General features: G+C 67.0%; 19 protein-coding genes and 1 tRNA gene. 4 read left to right on the plus strand and 16 right to left on the minus strand.

Translation table 11 applies throughout. The annotated features are described in order from the left end of the window. Positions 1-64: 64 nt before the first annotated feature. Positions 65-1,456, minus strand: coding sequence for a DHA2 family efflux MFS transporter permease subunit (locus JF66_RS13175; RefSeq protein WP_035878873.1), 1,392 nt, complete (start codon positions 1,454-1,456; stop codon positions 65-67). 163 nt (positions 1,457-1,619) lie between these two features. Between JF66_RS13175 and JF66_RS13180 the strand changes: the two genes are divergently transcribed. The 3 genes from JF66_RS13180 to JF66_RS13190 all read left to right on the plus strand — a co-directional run bounded on the left by JF66_RS13180 (position 1,620) and on the right by JF66_RS13190 (position 3,560). Continuing rightward, entirely contained in the window at positions 1,620-2,369 is a 750-nt protein-coding gene (locus tag JF66_RS13180; protein WP_035878874.1) for an SDR family NAD(P)-dependent oxidoreductase, read from the plus strand. Positions 2,370-2,582: 213 nt separating this feature from the next. After that, positions 2,583-3,248, plus strand: a complete 666-nt coding sequence (locus tag JF66_RS13185) for a DedA family protein (RefSeq protein WP_156109786.1) — start codon at positions 2,583-2,585, stop codon at positions 3,246-3,248. Positions 3,249-3,287: 39 nt separating this feature from the next. Continuing rightward, the gene (locus JF66_RS13190; RefSeq protein ID WP_035878875.1) at positions 3,288-3,560 is read left to right on the plus strand and encodes a hypothetical protein; all 273 of its coding nucleotides are present in this window, start codon (positions 3,288-3,290) and stop codon (positions 3,558-3,560) included. A gap of 122 nt (positions 3,561-3,682) precedes the next feature. Here the strand turns inward: JF66_RS13190 and JF66_RS13195 are convergent, their stop codons facing one another. From JF66_RS13195 to pdhA, 3 genes are read right to left on the minus strand one after another with little or no spacing between them, the layout of a single operon-like run. Further along, positions 3,683-5,008 carry a dihydrolipoamide acetyltransferase family protein gene (locus JF66_RS13195; RefSeq protein ID WP_051973521.1) on the minus strand — a complete coding sequence of 442 codons (1,326 nt, stop codon included), beginning with the start codon at positions 5,006-5,008 and terminating at the stop codon, positions 3,683-3,685. Continuing rightward, positions 5,005-6,021, minus strand: a complete 1,017-nt coding sequence (locus JF66_RS13200; RefSeq protein ID WP_035878878.1) for an alpha-ketoacid dehydrogenase subunit beta — start codon at positions 6,019-6,021, stop codon at positions 5,005-5,007. Before JF66_RS13200 ends, JF66_RS13195 begins: the two co-directional genes overlap by 4 nt. After that, positions 6,018-7,100, minus strand: a complete 1,083-nt coding sequence (pdhA, locus tag JF66_RS13205; RefSeq protein WP_081882380.1) for a pyruvate dehydrogenase (acetyl-transferring) E1 component subunit alpha — start codon at positions 7,098-7,100, stop codon at positions 6,018-6,020. Before pdhA ends, JF66_RS13200 begins: the two co-directional genes overlap by 4 nt. A gap of 132 nt (positions 7,101-7,232) precedes the next feature. Here pdhA and JF66_RS13210 point away from each other — a divergent pair, with 132 nt between their 5' ends. After that, entirely contained in the window at positions 7,233-7,835 is a 603-nt protein-coding gene (locus JF66_RS13210; protein ID WP_035878881.1) for a TetR/AcrR family transcriptional regulator, read from the plus strand. Between the two features lie 51 nt (positions 7,836-7,886). Here JF66_RS13210 and JF66_RS13215 read toward each other — a convergent pair whose 3' ends face one another. The 12 genes from JF66_RS13215 to tmk all read right to left on the minus strand — a co-directional run bounded on the left by JF66_RS13215 (position 7,887) and on the right by tmk (position 16,674). Beyond that, positions 7,887-8,183: a hypothetical protein gene (locus tag JF66_RS13215; protein WP_035878883.1), complete on the minus strand. Its 297-nt coding sequence runs from the start codon at positions 8,181-8,183 to the stop codon at positions 7,887-7,889. 131 nt (positions 8,184-8,314) lie between these two features. Further along, entirely contained in the window at positions 8,315-8,860 is a 546-nt protein-coding gene (locus JF66_RS13220; RefSeq protein WP_035878886.1) for a hypothetical protein, read from the minus strand. Positions 8,861-9,036: 176 nt separating this feature from the next. Next, the gene (locus tag JF66_RS13225; RefSeq protein ID WP_035878888.1) at positions 9,037-9,327 is read right to left on the minus strand and encodes a DUF4287 domain-containing protein; all 291 of its coding nucleotides are present in this window, start codon (positions 9,325-9,327) and stop codon (positions 9,037-9,039) included. 98 nt (positions 9,328-9,425) lie between these two features. After that, positions 9,426-10,676 carry an APC family permease gene (locus tag JF66_RS13230; protein WP_035878889.1) on the minus strand — a complete coding sequence of 417 codons (1,251 nt, stop codon included), beginning with the start codon at positions 10,674-10,676 and terminating at the stop codon, positions 9,426-9,428. 126 nt (positions 10,677-10,802) lie between these two features. Continuing rightward, the gene (locus JF66_RS13235) at positions 10,803-11,525 is read right to left on the minus strand and encodes a hypothetical protein (protein WP_035878891.1); all 723 of its coding nucleotides are present in this window, start codon (positions 11,523-11,525) and stop codon (positions 10,803-10,805) included. Continuing rightward, positions 11,522-11,905 (minus strand): PadR family transcriptional regulator, encoded by a 384-nt coding sequence (locus tag JF66_RS13240; RefSeq protein WP_035878892.1) that lies wholly within the window; start codon positions 11,903-11,905, stop codon positions 11,522-11,524. Before JF66_RS13240 ends, JF66_RS13235 begins: the two co-directional genes overlap by 4 nt. Before the next feature lie 116 nt (positions 11,906-12,021). Further along, on the minus strand, positions 12,022-12,336 hold the full coding sequence (locus JF66_RS13245) for a hypothetical protein (protein ID WP_156109787.1): 315 nt from the start codon (positions 12,334-12,336) through the stop codon (positions 12,022-12,024). Between the two features lie 129 nt (positions 12,337-12,465). Next, positions 12,466-12,541: transfer RNA gene (locus JF66_RS13250), tRNA-Thr, on the minus strand. 46 nt (positions 12,542-12,587) lie between these two features. Continuing rightward, complete coding sequence (locus JF66_RS13255; RefSeq protein ID WP_035878894.1) at positions 12,588-13,223, minus strand: TetR/AcrR family transcriptional regulator; 636 nt, start codon at positions 13,221-13,223, stop codon at positions 12,588-12,590. Between the two features lie 72 nt (positions 13,224-13,295). After that, positions 13,296-14,831, minus strand: a complete 1,536-nt coding sequence (locus JF66_RS13260) for an alpha/beta hydrolase (RefSeq protein ID WP_051973522.1) — start codon at positions 14,829-14,831, stop codon at positions 13,296-13,298. Between the two features lie 37 nt (positions 14,832-14,868). Then, the gene (locus tag JF66_RS13265; RefSeq protein ID WP_035878895.1) at positions 14,869-16,017 is read right to left on the minus strand and encodes a DNA polymerase III subunit delta'; all 1,149 of its coding nucleotides are present in this window, start codon (positions 16,015-16,017) and stop codon (positions 14,869-14,871) included. A 39-nt stretch (positions 16,018-16,056) separates the two neighbouring features. Continuing rightward, positions 16,057-16,674 carry a dTMP kinase gene (tmk, locus tag JF66_RS13270; protein WP_035878896.1) on the minus strand — a complete coding sequence of 206 codons (618 nt, stop codon included), beginning with the start codon at positions 16,672-16,674 and terminating at the stop codon, positions 16,057-16,059. Between the last annotated feature and the right edge of the window lie 133 nt (positions 16,675-16,807).

Here is a 16,807-nt window from a genome sequence, read left to right on the forward strand (position 1 = left end):
ACGGAGCGCGTGGATCGAGCGCGTCGAAATCGAGACCCCGCTCGCCGACCGGCGAAGGCTCGTCTTAAGCCGGGCCCGTGACGTCGACCCGGGCGGGCTTCGCCCCGTTCACGATGCCGAGACCCGACACCACGCCGGCAATCACCATGAGGATGCCGGTGGCGATCACCGCACGGTGCAGCCCGGCGAGATCGAGGGTCGAGCCCACCACGAAACTCAGCGCCGCGATCGCCACGAGCCCGGCTACCCGCGAGACGGCGTTATTCACCGCGGAGGCGATTCCCGCCCGCGACGAGTCGATGGCGCCGAGGATGGCGGAAGTGAGCGGCGCCACCGTGATCGTGAGCCCGAGGCCGAACACCACGACACCGGGGAAAACTTCCGTCCAGTAGTTCACCTCATCGGTGATCCGCAGCATCAGGAAGAAACCCACCGCGCCCACGAACGGCCCGACGCACATGAACAGCCGCGGCCCGTGCACGCCCGCGAGCCGTCCGAACAGGGTCGAGAGCAGGATGCTGAAGATCGTCACCGGCAGGAGGGACAGGCCGGCGAGCGTCGCGCTGTAGCCCCCCACCTGCTGCAGGAACACCGCGAGCACGAACGACCCGATCGACAGCGCGCCGTAGAAGAACGTGGTGGCCACGTTGCCCACCGAGAAGTTGCGCACGTGGAACAGGCTCAACGGCATCATGGGTTGGGCCGTGCGCCGCTCATGCAGGATGAAAGCCACGAAAGACAGGATTCCCACCACCGCGGGCACGATGATCACCGGGCTCGACCAGCCGAAGTTCGGCTGCTCGATCAGTGCAAAAACGGGCAGCCCCAGCCCGAGCACCCCGAGCACGGCCCCGAGCACGTCGACGCGCGCCCCCGCATCCGCCGGACGGTCGGCGGGCAGCCGGGCCAGAAGCACCAGAGTCACGGCGATGGGCACCACGTTGATGGCGAACACCAGCCGCCAGGACGCCAGGTCGACCAGCAGCCCGCCGATCAGCGGGCCGGCGATGAATGCGGTGCTGGTCCATGCGGTCCACGAGCCGATCGCCCGGGCCTGTGCGGCCCCCGAGAACGCGGAGAGGATGAGGGCGAGCGAACTCGGTACGAGGAGCGCCCCCGCGACACCCTGCAGGGCGCGCGCCCCGATGAGGAACGCCGCCGAGGGCGCCAGCGCACACAGCATCGAGGCGAGCAGAAACCCCACGAGGCCCCAGAACAGCACGCGCTTGCGGCCGAAGGCGTCGGAGAGCGACCCGGCCAACAGGATGATGGCACCGAGGGTGATGAGGTACGCGTCGACGACCCACTGCTGCGTCGTGATGCCGCCGCCGAGCTCCCGGGTGATCGCCGGCAGGGCCACGTTGATGACGGTGCCGTCGAGAAACGCGACGAACGATGCGAGCACTGCGACGGTGAGCACGAGTCGCTGCACGGGAGTCGAGGGCTGAAGGGTCATACGAATAGTCTGCACTGGATGTCGCGGCACGTGTGTGTGCGCGTGGCACTTGTCCACCCGAGTGCCGCCCGCTCAAACGAGTGCCGTGAGCCGACCTGTCCGGGCCCAAACGGTGGCACACTGGCGCCGACCACGAAGCAACATGGAGCAAAGGAGAGAGCTCATGACAGGTTTTCAGTCGAAGGTCGCACTTGTGACCGGTGGCGGCTCCGGCATCGGCGCCGCCATCGCCCGGCGGCTCGCGGCAGACGGGGCATCCGTCGTGGTGACCGACATTCATCTCGAGGCGGCGCAGGCGGTCGTCGACGGCATCGAGGCCGCCGGGCAGATCGCGGTGGCCCTGCAGCAGGACACCGCGGATCCGGCGCAGTCCCACACGGCGGTGCAGGTGGCCCTCGACACGTATGGCGCACTGCAGGTCGCGGTCAACAACGCCGGTATCGCTCCCGTGCGTAATCCCGTTGGCGAGCTGGACATCGAGGATTGGAAACGCGTGATCGACGTCAACCTCAGCGGCGTGGCGTACGGCCTGCGCTACCAGATTCCGGCCCTGCTGCATTCCGGCGGCGGCTCCATCGTGAACATCTCGTCGATCCTCGGAACGAACGGGGAGCTCAACGCCGCGGCCTACGTGGCTGCCAAGCACGGCGTCGTGGGCCTGACCAAGGCGGCTGCGCTCGAATACGCCGCCCGCGGCATCCGCGTGAACGCCGTCGGGCCTGGCTACATCGAGACGCCCATGCTCGCGGGAATCCCGGCAGAGATGCACGATGCGATTGTGGGCATGCACCCGATCGGACGCCTCGGCACGGCGGACGAGGTTGCCGACCTCGCCGTCTACCTGTTGTCCGACCAGGCGAGTTTCATCACGGGCAGCTACCACCTCGTCGACGGCGGCTACTCGGCGCGCTAGGCCGTCCGATGCCGAGCCCGTGCAGTGCAGCGACGTAAACCAGTGGCGGCGCTGGACGGTGTCGCACGGCCAGCGCTCGCACTGACGGGCGGTTCCCGAGCCGAGTCGGGCAGCGGTGTTGGCGCGCGCCGCCGAGCGGCTGGAGGCCGCGCGCGATCCCCGCGGCGCGCACACAGCTGAACTCACGGATTCGGGGAGTAGACCTGTACTTATATGACTTCCCCGATGATTCTCTCCGCCGGAGTTCTCGATCCCCAGGCCCTGATCACAGGTGCCGGGGTGTGGGGCCTCCTTCTCGTGTGTGCCGTGGTCTTCGCCGAGACGGGGCTCCTGATCGGCTTCTTCCTACCCGGCGACACCCTGCTGTTCTTCACCGGGATCCTCGCCTTCGGTGGCGCGATCTCCCAGCCGCTCTGGCTCGTGATGCTGCTCGTGGCCGTCGCCGCCGCGGCCGGCGACCAAGTGGGATACGTCATCGGGCACCGGTCGGGACCACGCATCTTCGAACGCAAGGAATCCGGCCTGTTCAGCCGACGCAGTGTTGAACGCACCCAGGCATTCTTCGCTCGCTACGGACCGGCCGCTGTGCTGGTGGCCCGGTTCGTTCCCGTGGTACGCACCTTCGCCCCGGTGGCCGCGGGTGTGGGCCGCATGCCGCGTCGCCTGTTCACGCTCTTCAACATCATCGGCGGCACCGTCTGGACCGTCCTGATCGTGGGGCTGGGCTTCCTGCTCGCCCACATTCCGGGCGTCGCCGAATTCGCTGCGAGGTACATCGACCTGGTACTCGTGGGCATCGTGGTGGTCTCCGTCGTGCCCGTTCTGGTGCGGACGCTCCTCCTTCATCGGCGCCGCGTGACGGAGGAGAGCGCGCAATAGGCAAGACTGGAACCCTCGATCATTCAATAAGGGACTTCCATGATTACGCTGCACCAGGACGCCGACGGTTTCATCCGCATGAACCGGCACTTTCCGACCAAGACCCCCGTGTCCATCATCTTCAGCGACGGGTCGCAGGAGTCGTTCGTGGGCGAGCAGGTCAACGCCGTCTACGACCAGGCTCAGGCCGAGTATCGCGCGGAGAACCGTCTCGACGCCAAGGGTTTCTCCCGCCGCCCCGCGAAGACCGTTCAGCCCATGAAAGACGGCATCACGTTCGTAAAGGTTCGGCCCGGACTCGCCGAGGCGTAACACGCGAACGCGCTTCCGTCAGGAGCGCACCCGCGGCAACGGATGCCAGCACCACCACGACCGCGACGGGCTGCAGCGTTTTTACGCAGCCCGTCGCACATCGAATGATTCCCCCTCGTTGCTCAGGCCACGATGGTCCAGGGGTTCTCGATCAATCGGGTCAGCGTCTGCAGGAACGTCGCCGCGAGGGCCCCGTCGATGATCCGATGATCGGCCGAGAGCGTGTAGTGCATCCGGTAGCGGGCCACGATATCCGCCCCCACAACGACGGCTTCCCGGGCGGTGCCACCCACGGCCAGAATCGCGCCTTCGGGCGGGTTGATGATCGCCGTGAAATGCTCCACGCCGAACATGCCGAGGTTGCTGATCGTGAACGTGCCGCCCGACATCTGCGCGGGCGTCAGCTTCTTGTCATTCGCGAGGGAAACCAGGTGCTTCGTCTCGGCTCCGAGCTGGCTGACCGTTTTCTGGTCCGCATCATCGATCACCGGCACCATCAACCCGGCCTCCGCTGCGACGGCCACCCCCACATTGATGCGCTGGTGCACCAGCATCTCGCTGCTCGCATCGTTAATGTACGAGGCGTTGACCAGCGGATGCTCGCGCAACGCGAGCGCGCACGCCCGGATCAGGAGGTCATTCACGCTCACCTTCGACCGGCCGGCCGCCACCAGCTGGGCGTTGAGCTCGGTGCGCAGCAGCATGAACTCTTCGGCATCCGCCGCGGCGGTCACGTAGAAGTGCGGGACACTGCGCGCGCTGTCGCCCAGGCGCCGCGCAACGACGCGGCGGAGGGAGGTCAGTGGGACGGACTCCGGTGCGCGCTTGTCGTCGGGCGCCGGCGTACCGGTGCTGGCCGACGAGGCGGGCGTGGCTGGCGCACCGAGCGCGGGCGTGGGGCCAGCTGGGGGCTCGGCCTCATGCTCAAGCAGGTGCACGGTATCCGCGAAGATGATGCGCCCTCCAGGGCCCGTGCCACGCACGTGGCTCAGGTCGAGGTGGTTCTCGCGGGCGAGCTTGCGGACGAGCGGCGAGGCGAACCTCCGCTCCCCCACCTCAGGTTCCGGTCTCGCCGCGGCAGGGAAGGGAGCCGAATCGTCGGTGGCTCCCTCGACCACGGCAGTGGCGGACACCGCCACGGCAGCGCTCACCGGGGGGGCGGCCGGAGCGACAGCCTCGGGTGCAACATCCTGGGGCACCGCGACGTTCCCCACGCCGTCGTCAAGCAGCGCGATCGGGGCGCCGATCGATACCAGCTGCCCCTCGGGCACGAGGTGTTCGGTGAGCGTGCCGGCCTCGTAGGCCTCGTATTCCATTGTGGCCTTGTCGGTCTCGATCTCCACGAGCAGATCGCCCACGTCGACCCGGTCGCCGGGCTGCTTGTGCCAGATTGCAATTGCGCCTTCCTCCATGGTGTCGGAGAGACGCGGCATTCTGATTTCAATCATGACTTCTCACCCATCGGGTAGCGGCGGCGGCCGACGGCGTCGAGCGTCTGACGGATGGCGCCGATCACGTCATCCGCGGACGGCAACGCGGCCGTTTCCAGCGGTTTTGAATACGGGAGGGGCACCTCTGCCATCGCCACGCGGCGCACGGGGGCATCCAGGTAGTCGAAGGCGCCATCGGAGATCGTGGCTGCGATCTCCGCGCCGATTCCGTACGTCAGCCAGTCATCCTCGAGGATGACGGCCGAATGCGTCTTCTTCACGGACTCCACCACCGTTTCGCGGTCGAGGGGACGCAGGCTCCGCAGGTCGACCACCTCAATGTCGAGGCCGTCTGACTCTGCAAGCCGTTCGGCCACCTGGGCCGCAACATGCGCCATCCGCGAGTAGCCGATCAGCGTGATGTCGCTCCCGCGGCGAGTGACGGCGGCCTTGCCGATCTGCGCCGGCACGTCCGCGTCGGGCACCTCGCCCTTGGTGTTGTACAGGGACAGGTTCTCGAGAAAGAGCACCGGATCGTCGTCGCGGATCGCCGCGAGCAGCAGTGCCTTGGCGTCGGCCGGCGTGCTGGGGGCCACGACCTTCATACCCGGAACAAAAGCATAGAAGAGCTCGATGTTCTGCGAGTGAGTGGCGCCGAGCTGCTGTCCGCCGCCGCCCGGGGTTCGTATCACCAGGGGCACCCGCGCCTGGCCGCCGAACATGCCGTAGATCTTGGCGGCATGGTTCACGATCTGATCCAGTGCGAGCAGCGAGAAGTTGATGGTCATGATCTCGACGACCGGCCGCAGCCCGAGCATGGCGGCACCGATTGCTGCGCCGGTAAAGCCTTCCTCGGCGATTGCAGTGTCTCGCACGCGCTTCTCGCCGAACTCGTCGAGCATTCCGGCGGTGATCTTGTACGCGCCATCGAACAGCCCGATCTCCTCACCCATCAGGAAGACGTTCTCATCCCGGAGCATCTCCGAGCGCAGCGTGTCGTGCAGCGCCTGCCGATAGGTCATGATGCTCATTCGTGCGCTCCGTTCTCGGGAATCGGTTCCGGCTCGAACAGGGGCTGTCCGGGCAGGCGGTGGGAGTCGTTGGCCGCGGGGGTCGCGTAGGTGTAGTCGAACAGGGTCGACACATCGGGGAACGGGCTGTTTTCGGCGAAGGCCGCCGCCTCGGCGACCCGTGCCATGGCCTCCTCGTCGATTGCCGTCAGGGCCTCGTCGTCGAGGAGGGCATCCGCAAGCAGGCGCGCGGCGAGAGCGTGAACCGGGTCGCGTTCCTTCACCAGCGTCATCTCGTCCGCGGTGCGGTACGTGGCCGGGTCGACGACGGAGTGCCCACGCAGCCGCTCCGTGACGACCTCGAGCAGAAACGGCTTGCCGCCGCGGGCCGAGGCGACCGCACGCTCGGCGGCGGCGAACACGGCGGCGGGATCGAGGCCGTCGACACGCTCAGACGCCATTCGGTACGCGGATGCCCGCTTGTACAACTCGGGTTCGGCCGAGGCTTTGTCCACGGTTGTCGCCATCCCCAGTCGGTTGTTGATGATGACGTAGACGATCGGCAGGTTCCACAGTGCGGCGATGTTCAGCGACTCGTGAAAGGCCCCGATGTTCGTCGTTCCGTCGCCCATCGTGCACAACACGATCTCGTCGCCGCTCCGGTAGTCGATGGCTAGGGCAGCACCGGTGGCGAGCGGGATCTGCCCGCCCACGATTCCGTAGCCACCCAGCATCCGCTTCTCGAAGTCGAACATGTGCATCGATCCGCCCCAGCCTTTGGAGACGCCGTCGACCCGGCCGTAGAGCTCGGCCATCACCCGGTTGGGATCGACGCCGCGGGTGATCGCGTAGCCGTGTTCGCGGTAGTTGGTGAACAGGTAGTCGGTGGGGCGCAGTGCCGCCATGAGCCCGACGACCGCGGCCTCTTCGCCAAGGTTGAGGTGGCAGTATCCGCCGATCAACGCCTGCGTATACGACCGGGCCGCACGCTCTTCGAACCGGCGAATGAGTACCATCCGGCGGTAGAAATCGATCGAGCGCTTGTGCGCGGCGGTGGGTCTGGCCTTGCGGGCCAGGGTTGCAGCCGGTCGGGTGGACATGACGGGACTCCCTCCTCGGCTCTTGTGGGGCCGGGGGTCGAAAAGCTGTATCGGTTTAATGATACGAAGTAGTTTCATTCTACCTCCGAGGGTACGTTTGTTCCGTACCGTTTCGACAGAAGAAGGACCATCATGCTTTCGGAGAAGCCCGTTCGCAAGCGTGGCCGGCCCACCGAGGCCGCACGCGTCGAACGTCGGGGCCAGATCCTCGATGCCGCCCTGCCGATATTTCTCGAGCACGGCTTCGGCCACGCCACGGTGGACCGCATCGCTACCGCCGCGCAGGTAACCAAGCGCACGCTCTACACCTATTTCGGAGACAAGGCCGGTGTCTTCACCGAGATGCAGCACCGTCTGGCCGCGAACGTCAGCGGCGAGCCCCTGGATCCGGAGACACTCGAATCCCTCTCCACGCGCATCGTCTATGGGTTGCACTCGGCCCAGATGATCGGACTGCACCGGCTGGTGATCGCCGAATCGTTGCGGTTTCCCGAGATCGCCCGAAAACTCCACGACAATGGCGATATGCGGCACATCGCGCGACTCGCCGAGCACATTGCATCCGAGCACGGCGCGCACGCCGTCGCCAGGGCCGAACCGCTGTATAGCCTGCTGCTTGGCGAGGACTACCGGCGCCGCTTGCTCGGACTGCTCGGCCCGATTACCGCCTCCGAGGCCGCAAACCATGCCCGGGCGGCCCTCGCCGTGATCGACCTCTCGGGGCCGACCGTGTAAAAGCCCTCTCACCGTGCGGGCGTCCAAGTCTGACCCGCAGGGGCGACAACCTCAGCATCGGGCGAGCCTGAGCCGAGCGAAGCGGTAGACGATGCCCACGGCGAGAACGATGATTCCCCCGACGATCGAGGGGATCGGCAGCGTCGCGACCAGTACAAGACAGGCAATCGCCCCGCCGATCTGGAGGGCACGCGCGCGGAGAACCGTCTCGACGCCAAGGGTTTCTCCCGCCGCCCCGCGAAGACCGTTCAGCCCATGAAAGACGGCATCACGTTCGTAAAGGTTCGGCCCGGACTCGCCGAGGCGTAACCATCGGTCTGAGCAAGGGACCCGGGTCTGCGCGCGCATCACGAGCGCGCAGGCCCGCTCACAGCAGTTCGAGCGGCATTCCGGAAACTGTCAACGACCCTCTTGAGGGCGCGGCCAGCCGGGTCAGGAGACGCCGCTGTCACGTGACCGTTTGGTCGGCCCGACGGTGATTAGTCGCAGAACAGACCACTCGGCGTGCGGCTGGCGCTACCTGGGCAGATGCTCAACATCCAATGCCCCGCGGTTGGATCCTCCGGGTCCATGTCTGAGATCCAGGGAACGAGAATTCTGGAGTCCCATTCAATGCTCGGGTTAGGCGCCGATCCGCCCTCGCTCGGATTCTGCGCGAACTCGTACTCCTGTTCCTCCGCAGGCACCGTGCCGTCGTGCACCGCGGCCCGAGCATCGGCTGCCGCTTGAGCATCGGCTGCGATCCGAGCGTCGGCTGCCGCCTGCGCGTCCGCCGCTGCCTGCTGCTCCGCGGCGACACGGGCCGCCTCGGCCGCCGCTGCCTGCGCCGCAGCTGCGGCAGCATCCGCTACCCGTTGGGCGTGCCGCGCGATGAGAACGGCGTCTCGGGCTGGATCCGAATCCACCACGACAACGACCGGTGCTGGGTCAGCTGTGGCCGCGGAGACCACAACGATTCCGCCACCGACCCCCAGTATCACGGCGAGGCCGATAGCCCCCCAGCGTAATCTCACGATCTTCCCCATGACCGCACTCTATCGCGCCCCTTCCTCAATCGCGCGGCTTCTCGCACACGAGACCCCGCCTCGCGTCGCTCGGGTGGGCTCGTTGCGTTGACGCCGGCGCACGAGTCACGTGCCGGCAGAAACACGGCAGGCACACGGAATCGCTGGAGATGCGGCGGGGCACGGAGCGGACGGACTCACTCGGGTCGGTTGTGCTTCCCGTCCAGCCACAGCGTGTCGGACGCGTCGCTGTGCGCGGTCCCCGTTCCCACGTGCTTCGCGTCGATCGTGGCCCCGTTCCTGATGACGTGCACCAGCGCCATGGCGTGTCCACGGCCCAGGTCATAGTCGATCTTCAGCCACTCGACAATGGCCCCGGCCTTCACGGACGGATCGTCGAAACCCCGCTCGTGGGCCAGCGCGACGAACTCACGCGGGGTCAGCCCCGTCTTGTCTTCGATGCTGTCGAGGTACGCCTGGAAAGACATCTGTGCTCCTCTGCGGGGAGGTGCGGCCGGGGATCGGCCACGCTCACTCGACGCTACTCAGTCCGTACGGATCCGGCCACCCCGCAGGGTCGACAACCTCAGCGTCGGGCGAGCCTGAGGCGAGCCAAGCGGTAAAGGATGCCAACGGCGAGAACGATGATTCCCCCGACGATCGAGGGGATCGGCAGCGTCGCGACCAGCACGAGACAGGCAATCGCCCCGCCGATCTGGAGGGCACGAGGGTAGCGGCGGTGCGTGCCGGTCTGGGTGAACGCGGCGACGTTGGCAACCACGTAGTACAGGAGCACGCCGAACGACGAGAACCCGATGGCCCCGCGCAGGTCGACGGTGAGAACGAGGACGGAGACCACAACGGCCAGGGCGATCTCCGCGTGGTGGGGCACGCCGTAACGCGGATGCACCGCGGCAAGCCAGCCGGGAAGGTCCCGGTTGCGGGCCATGGCGAGGCTCGTTCGCCCGACGCCCGTGATGAGCGCGAGGAGCGCGCCGAGGGCTGCCGCCGCTGCGCCGATACCGACGATCGGCACGGCCCAGCCCCAACCCGCCGCCACGACGACGTCACTCAACGGCCGAGCGGATGCGGCGAGTCCGTCGACGCCCAGGGTGAGGAGCAGAGTGACGGCAATCACGACGTACACGACGAGGGCGATGGACAGAGCGAGGAGAATCGCGCGTGGGATCGTGCGCGTCGGGGTCTTCACCTCTTCACCCATCGTGGCGATCCGGGCGTAGCCGGCGAAGGCGAAAAACAGCAATCCCGCGGACTGCAGAACGCCGTACCAGCCCACCGCGTCGGCACCGCTGTCAACGAGCGGCTGCCGCACACCGGGGTTGAGCGCACCGGCGAGAACGACCAGCGCAAGGACCACCAGCACGATGGTGACGATGATGCGGGCGAGCCGTGCGGTTCGGGTCACGCCGACGTAGTTCACGGCGGCCAGGCCCAGGACGGCGAGCACGGCGACGGGTTTCTCCCAGCCGGCCGGTGCCGTGTAGGCCGCAAACGTCAAGGCCATCGCAGCGCAACTCGCGGTCTTGCCGATGACGAATCCCCATCCGGCCAGAAATCCCGGCCACGCGTCGAGCCGCTCGCGCCCATACACATAGGTGCCGCCCGACGTCGGGTACTGGGCCGCAAGCTGGGCAGACGAGGTGGCATTGCACACCGCAACGACGGCGGCGATCGCCAGCCCCGCCAACAGCAGCGGCCCGGCCGCCGCAGCGGCGGGCGCGAACGCGGCGAAGATGCCGGCGCCGATCATCGAACCGAGGCCGATCACGACGGCATCGGTCAGCCCGAGACGACGGGCGAGGGCGGGGCTGGTCACGATGTCGCCATCCGGGTCGGCGTATATGGTGCGTTCACCCCCGGATCCTAAACCACGCGAGTAAACGACGGGGGCGACGCAGATCAGCCCCGTGCGGCATCCGACACGTGGGTGGCCCAGGCCCGTTCAGCGATTGAGCAGGATGGCCACGCAGAGCAGGAGCAGGAGTGCCGCCCCGAGAGGGAAAAGCCAGTTGGCGAACATCACGAACACTCGTCGGCCCAGGACGCCCGCCGCCGGCCGGCCGGGGATGGGTTCTGTGATGTCATCCAGGCTGCCGCGTCGCAGAGTTTGGATCGTATTCACGACCGACAGGAGAACCATGGCCAGTCCACTGGCCACCAGCCACGGAAGCGGATCCAGAACAAGCCAGGCCTCCGCTGGAGCCGGCGTCAGCGCTGACCAGAGAAACCCGCTACCGGCACCGGCACCAAGGAGCACCGCGAGCAACCACGGGCGCCGGACCGCCGCGAGGATGTAGAGCGGCAAGAGGGCGACGAGCCCGCCGAGAGCCGCGGCAAGCACGAGCTGTGCCGGACTCATCAGGAGCGGTTCATCCTGTACCCAGGCGCCGATGGCCTGGACGAACATCAGGAAGGCCAGCAGCCCGAACATCGACGTCCACAAGCCCCTGGTCACCCAATCGCGCCCTGACCCGCGAGGCAGGTCGAGCGATGCGGCGTATGCACGCGCAGGCCCGAAGGTCTCTTCGGCGCTCTGACCCGTGTCGCTGACGAGTTCGCGGGCGCTCGCTACCGCGTCGCCGATTGCGTGTCCGAAGACATCGCGCATGCGAAGCTCCAGGACGAGCTCATCGAACCATTTCTTATCGGACGAGGTGAGATTCATGAGATGTCCTCCTTACGTGGCCCTGGGGCCAGATAGCTCGTGCTGACGTCAGTGAAGCGCGCCCAGGCTGCTCGCAGCCGCTCGAGTTCGCTGCGACCCCGCTCCGTGACCGCGAAGTACTTTCGTCCGGGCCCTGCCTCCCCCGGCCGCCATTCGGTGACGACCAGACCGGCGGCCTCGTAGCGCGTCAGCAACGGATAGAGCGTGCCGCCCTTAATTGTGCCGAGACCGTGTTGCTCGAGTTCCCGGATGATTGCGTATCCGTAGGAGGGGCCAGCCTCCAGCGCACGCAACGCCAGAAAACCCAGCGTTGCCCTCAGCCAATCACTCGGCCACTCCTCGCCTGGCGATGCCGGGAGATCCTGACTGGTTGCGTCCATAACTAGATTGTGTCTCTAAGTAGTTCGTGTGTCAAGGGGCGCGACGTGCGCGAGACATCCGCACGGGCACTGATCGGCCTTGCGGAGCCGCAGGAGAACGGACGGGGTTCAGGGAATCACGCGGCAGTCCAGAACACCTCGTCGTGACCGGTGTGACCGGTGATGGTGAGACCCGCCGTTGCGGCGATCTCGTCAGCGATGTGCCCGAGTGCCCCGACAACCTCGTCACGGAACGAATCGAAGTCACCATGATCGGTGGCGATGTCGTCCAGTTTGACCCGGCGCACCTCGGTGTAGGCGTCATCGGCATCGACGGTGCTGATGATGGCGAGGGAGTCACCGGTGATGAAGTCGCCGGTGACGAGCCGCGAGAGGCCGGTAAACCGGGCATTGATACGGGTGAAAGCCTTGACGTTCGGCGTAGTTGTCATGACCATAGCCTGCGAAGCGCCTGGATCAGGCGCAAGCCCCTGTTCACGCGCGGCAGAGAATACATCGCCCAGCCACAGCCACAGCCACAGGTCATTCACGCCTCGGATGCCATGGCAACCGTTTTTCCATGGAGCCGCCTGTCAGAATCGAACTGACGACCTTCTCATTACGAGTGAGATGCTCTACCAACTGAGCTAAGGCGGCGATACCAGACCACCCCGTAAGGCAGTCGGTGACACAAGACTCAAGCCTAGCCGGTTCGGCGGGTCATCGCGTACACGTCGGTGAATGAGGTTCGAACCCGCTCGGACAGGGAGGGTGTCCCCGTTCCGTCCGCCCAGCATTGCCAGGCGTGCCGAATGGCGGCCGCGGCCACGAGGGTGAAGAGCAGGGCTCGCTCGTCGAGGCGCTGCGGGTCATCGGCGAGTTCGGGCTCGTCGGTCAGGAACCGCCGAACGACGATCTGCTGCAGTTGCACCTCGAACTCACGCAGGGTGGCCATCCGCATGCCGAAGAGGTACGCGTTGTTTTTCATCACCTCGCGGCGCAGCTGGTAGAGCTCGTGGTCGTCTTCGGTGCGCTGCATGTTGGCCGCGAGCAGGGTGGCCAGCTGCGTGAGCAGGTCGCCATGCGGTCCACCGGTGACGAACGCCTCGACATCGGCTTCGGATGCGATCCCGGGCGTGTCCCCCACGAACGCGGCGTCCTTCGACGCAAAGTAGTTGAAGAACGTGCGTGGTGACACATTCGCCACCCGGCTGATGTCCTCGACCGTAACCTTCTCGATGCCCCGCTCTTTGGCGAGGCCCAGCACGGCCATCTGGATGGCCCGGTGGGTCGCTCGGCGTTTGCGTTCACGCAGGCCCAGCTGTGGCGTTTCAGACATGGTCCGATTGTTTCACGCCCTGCAATTGTGCACAAAGCCGGGCGCACTGAGCAGATGTCGCCGGCACGGCGATCAGCACATCGGATCGGCGTCGGGCACGATTCCCTTCACGAGATAGTTGTCCACCGCGTCGTTCACACACGCGCTGCCCTTGTTGTAGGCGGTGTGCCCCTCGCCCTGGAACGTGACGAGGGTGCCGCTGTCGAGTTGCTTCGAGAGGCTCTGCGCCCAGGCGTAGGGGGTGGCCGGATCGTTCGTGGTGCCGATGACGAGAATCGGGGCGGCGCCCGTGGCGTGAATTTCTCCCCGCTCTCCGGTGAATGCGTACGGCCAATTCGCGCAGCCGATATCGCCGAAGCTCATGTACCTACCGATGATCGGCGCCGCAGCCTCAATCTCCGCCGCCTGCGCTCGCATGGCGGCGGGGTCATCGTTGTAGGCGTAGTCCACGCAGTTGATCGCCGAGAAGGCCTCACTCGAGTTGTCGAGGTAGCTGCCGTCGGCCTGGCGTCCGTTGTAGGAATCCGCGAGCTGGAACGCATCCGTCGCGTCGTTCCGCATCACGCTCGTGAACATCGTGCTGAGCAGCGGCCAGGCGGCTTGCTGGTACAGCGGGTAGATAATGGCGGTGAGCAGGGCATTGGACCCGAGCTGACGGCCGTCGCTGTTGGTGATCGGGCTGACATCAACGGATGCGAGCAGCGCGGCGACCGTGGCCATAGCGTCGTCCACGGTGCCGTCGAACGGACAATCCGTTCCGGCCAGACAATCAGCGAGGTAGGCGCGCAGGGCGCTTTCGAAGCCCTTCGCCTGCAGCTTCGTCACCTCGAAGTTGGTCGTGGCCGGGTCGAGAGCCCCGTCAAGGGCGAGGCGCCCCACCTTGTCGGGGAACAGCTCGGCGAAGGTGGCCCCGAGGTAGGTGCCGTAGGAGTAGCCGAGGTAGTTGAGCTTCGCGTCTCCGAGCACGGCGCGGAGCAGATCCAGATCGCGGGCAGCACTCTGCGTATCGACGTGTTCGAGGAGGGCGCCGGTATTGGTGGCACACGCGGCCCCGAAGGCCGCGGAGGAGGCCTCAAGTTCGGCGATCCAGGCATCCGTGCCGCGGGCGGCGGTCGTGAGGCCGTAGAGGTATTCGTCCATGGCGGCCGGTTCGTAGCAGGCCACAGCGGAGGACCGTCCGACACCGCGGGGGTCGAAGCCGACGACGTCGAAGCTCGACTGCAGCGTGTTGTCGGTGATGAAGTCGAGCGAGTTCTTCACGATGTCATAGCCCGAGGCCCCGGGGCCTCCGGGGTTGACCAGCAGGGAACCGACCCGGTTGCTGCCGGTCGCCTGGTGTCGCACGAGGGCGAGATTCACATCACCGGCGCCCGGGTCGCCGTAGTCGAGGGGCGCCGTCGCCGTGGTGCACTGCATGCCCTCGCCGCAGTCGTTCCACGCCAAAACCTGGCTGTAGAACGGCTCCAGGGCCGCGTCGACGGATTCACCCGTGGGCGTGGACGTGTTCGGCGCCGGTTGGGGCATGAACGCGGAGACGCATCCGCTCAGGCCGAGCGTGAGCACAACAGCGCCGGCCACGGCCGCGATCAGGCGACTTCGGTGTGTCATCGAATTTCCTTTAATTGGTGTCGCCTGTGGTCGCGCATCAACGCCGGATGGCGGACACGAGCATAGCCTCAAGGGCCAGCGCCGGTGCAACATTGGACTGGATTCTGCTGCGCGCCAGCGCGATGGCATCCATTGTCGCGACCGTAGCTGCGGGCGAGCTGGACGCGGATGCGCTCTGCAGTTGCGCGCCGAGCTCACGGTTGATCACGGCCTGTTCGCGGCCGAGCTGCACCATCATCACGTCTCGGTAGAGGGACGCCAGATCCACGAGGATGCGGTCGATTCCGTCGCGCAGACTGCGCACGGCGCGGCGCTTCTGGTCGTCTTCGAGCGCTTTGACCTGGCTGCGCAGGCCCGCGGGAACGGACTGCCCCGGCTCGACCCCGAGCGAACGCAGCACTCCCTCGCGCTCGGCGGCATCGCGTTCGATCGTGATGGCCTTCGCATCATCGCCCGCGATCGCGAGCAGGCGCGCGGCGGCGTTGACCGCCATCGACACCGAGCGGATTCCCAGGGCCGCGTTCAGGGTTTCTTCGCGCCGCAGCCGAGCCTCCGGGTTGGTCGCCAGGCGGCGCGCCATGCCGATGTGGCTCTGCGCGAGGCGTGCGGACAGCTCTGCGATGGCCGGGTCGACGCCGTCGCGCTTCACCAGCAGGTCGGCGACGTCGTCGATGCTGGGCACGCGCAGCCGCACGGTGCGCACGCGGGAGCGAATCGTGGGGAGGAGATCCGCTTCGCTGGGGGCGCACAGGATCCACACGGTGCGCTCCGGCGGCTCCTCAAGCGCCTTCAGCAGCACGTTGGAGGTGCGCTCAACCATACGATCGGCGTCTTCGACAACGATCACGCGGTAGCGCCCGACGGACGGCGAGTATTGCGAGCGAGCGACGGCCTCTTTCACGGTCGCCATCTTGATGATGACCCCGTCGGTCGTGAGCACGCTGAGGTCGGGGTGGGTGCGGGCGTCGACCTGACGGATGGCGTCGCGGTCACCGTCCGGAGTGCCGGGGCACAGTAGCGCGGCCGCGAAGGCGAACGCGAGGTTGGACCGCCCGGACCCGGGCGGGCCGGTGATGAGCCACGCATGGGTCATGGACGAGGCGGCGACCCGGGCCTCGACCGCGGCGGCGGCGCGAAAAATCTCGATGGCCTCAGCCTGTCCCGTCAGGTTTTCCCACACTGCCATGAACCTAGGCTACCTTCCGCCGCTGACAGTCTCAGCTGGTCAGAGCAGGGTCGCGACGCGAGCGCGGATCTGCGCGGCGATGCTGTCGACGGATGCCGCGGCGTCCAGCACCAGAAACCGGTCGGGTTCGGCGTCGGCGAGCGCCAGGAACGCGGCACGCACCCGGGCGTGAAACTCGCTCTTCTCGGCCTCGAGCCGGTCGAAACGCTTGTTGGCGGCGTCGAGGCGGCTACGCGCATCCGTTTCGTCGAGGTCGAGCAGGATCGTGAGATCCGGCAGCAGACCCTCGGCGGCCCAGAGCGAGAGATCGCGCACCTCGGTGGCACCGAGCACGCGTCCCGCGCCCTGATAGGCGACGGAGGAGTCGAGGTAGCGGTCCTGCACGATCACCTCGCCGCGGGCGAGCGCCGGGCGCAGCTTGGTCTCCACGTGCTGCGCACGGTCGGCGGCGTAGAGCAGCGCCTCGGCGCGCGGGGCGATCTCGCCGCGGTGATGCAGCACGATCTCACGGATCTCCACGCCCACCTCGGTGCCGCCGGGCTCACGGGAGCGCACAACCGTGCGCCCCTCGGATTCGAGCCAGTCGGTGAGCAGCTGCGCCTGGGTGGATTTGCCCGTGCCGTCGCCGCCCTCGAGGGTGATGAAGAGTCCGGTCACGCCCCCGTGCCCGTCGCCTTCGGTGCGGCCTTCTTCGCGGGGGCGCGCTTGACCGGCGCTTTGACCGGAACCGGGGTGGTTCCCGCTGCGGCGGCCTTCTTCGCGGCGGTGGCCGCGCGGGTGGCGGCCGCCT

Source organism: Cryobacterium sp. MLB-32 (assembly GCF_000738085.1).
Lineage (GTDB): Bacteria > Actinomycetota > Actinomycetes > Actinomycetales > Microbacteriaceae > Cryobacterium.

Bases quoted from the DNA above. Each gene is read 5' to 3' on its own strand.
- JF66_RS13190 (WP_035878875.1), top strand. From the start codon at position 3,288: ATGATTACGCTGCACCAGGACGCCGACGGTTTCATCCGCATGAACCGG.
- JF66_RS13235 (WP_035878891.1), bottom strand. From the start codon at position 11,525: ATGAATCTCACCTCGTCCGATAAGAAATGGTTCGATGAGCTCGTCCTG.
- JF66_RS13195 (WP_051973521.1), bottom strand. From the start codon at position 5,008: ATGATTGAAATCAGAATGCCGCGTCTCTCCGACACCATGGAGGAAGGC.
- JF66_RS13180 (WP_035878874.1), top strand. From the start codon at position 1,620: ATGACAGGTTTTCAGTCGAAGGTCGCACTTGTGACCGGTGGCGGCTCC.
- JF66_RS13260 (WP_051973522.1), bottom strand. From the start codon at position 14,831: ATGACACACCGAAGTCGCCTGATCGCGGCCGTGGCCGGCGCTGTTGTG.
- pdhA (WP_081882380.1), bottom strand. From the start codon at position 7,100: ATGTCCACCCGACCGGCTGCAACCCTGGCCCGCAAGGCCAGACCCACC.
- JF66_RS13220 (WP_035878886.1), bottom strand. From the start codon at position 8,860: ATGGGGAAGATCGTGAGATTACGCTGGGGGGCTATCGGCCTCGCCGTG.
- JF66_RS13265 (WP_035878895.1), bottom strand. From the start codon at position 16,017: ATGGCAGTGTGGGAAAACCTGACGGGACAGGCTGAGGCCATCGAGATT.
- JF66_RS13175 (WP_035878873.1), bottom strand. From the start codon at position 1,456: ATGACCCTTCAGCCCTCGACTCCCGTGCAGCGACTCGTGCTCACCGTC.
- JF66_RS13245 (WP_156109787.1), bottom strand. From the start codon at position 12,336: ATGACAACTACGCCGAACGTCAAGGCTTTCACCCGTATCAATGCCCGG.
- JF66_RS13215 (WP_035878883.1), bottom strand. From the start codon at position 8,183: ATGCGCGCGCAGACCCGGGTCCCTTGCTCAGACCGATGGTTACGCCTC.
- JF66_RS13185 (WP_156109786.1), top strand. From the start codon at position 2,583: ATGACTTCCCCGATGATTCTCTCCGCCGGAGTTCTCGATCCCCAGGCC.
- JF66_RS13200 (WP_035878878.1), bottom strand. From the start codon at position 6,021: ATGAGCATCATGACCTATCGGCAGGCGCTGCACGACACGCTGCGCTCG.
- JF66_RS13255 (WP_035878894.1), bottom strand. From the start codon at position 13,223: ATGTCTGAAACGCCACAGCTGGGCCTGCGTGAACGCAAACGCCGAGCG.
- JF66_RS13210 (WP_035878881.1), top strand. From the start codon at position 7,233: ATGCTTTCGGAGAAGCCCGTTCGCAAGCGTGGCCGGCCCACCGAGGCC.
- JF66_RS13240 (WP_035878892.1), bottom strand. From the start codon at position 11,905: ATGGACGCAACCAGTCAGGATCTCCCGGCATCGCCAGGCGAGGAGTGG.
- JF66_RS13225 (WP_035878888.1), bottom strand. From the start codon at position 9,327: ATGTCTTTCCAGGCGTACCTCGACAGCATCGAAGACAAGACGGGGCTG.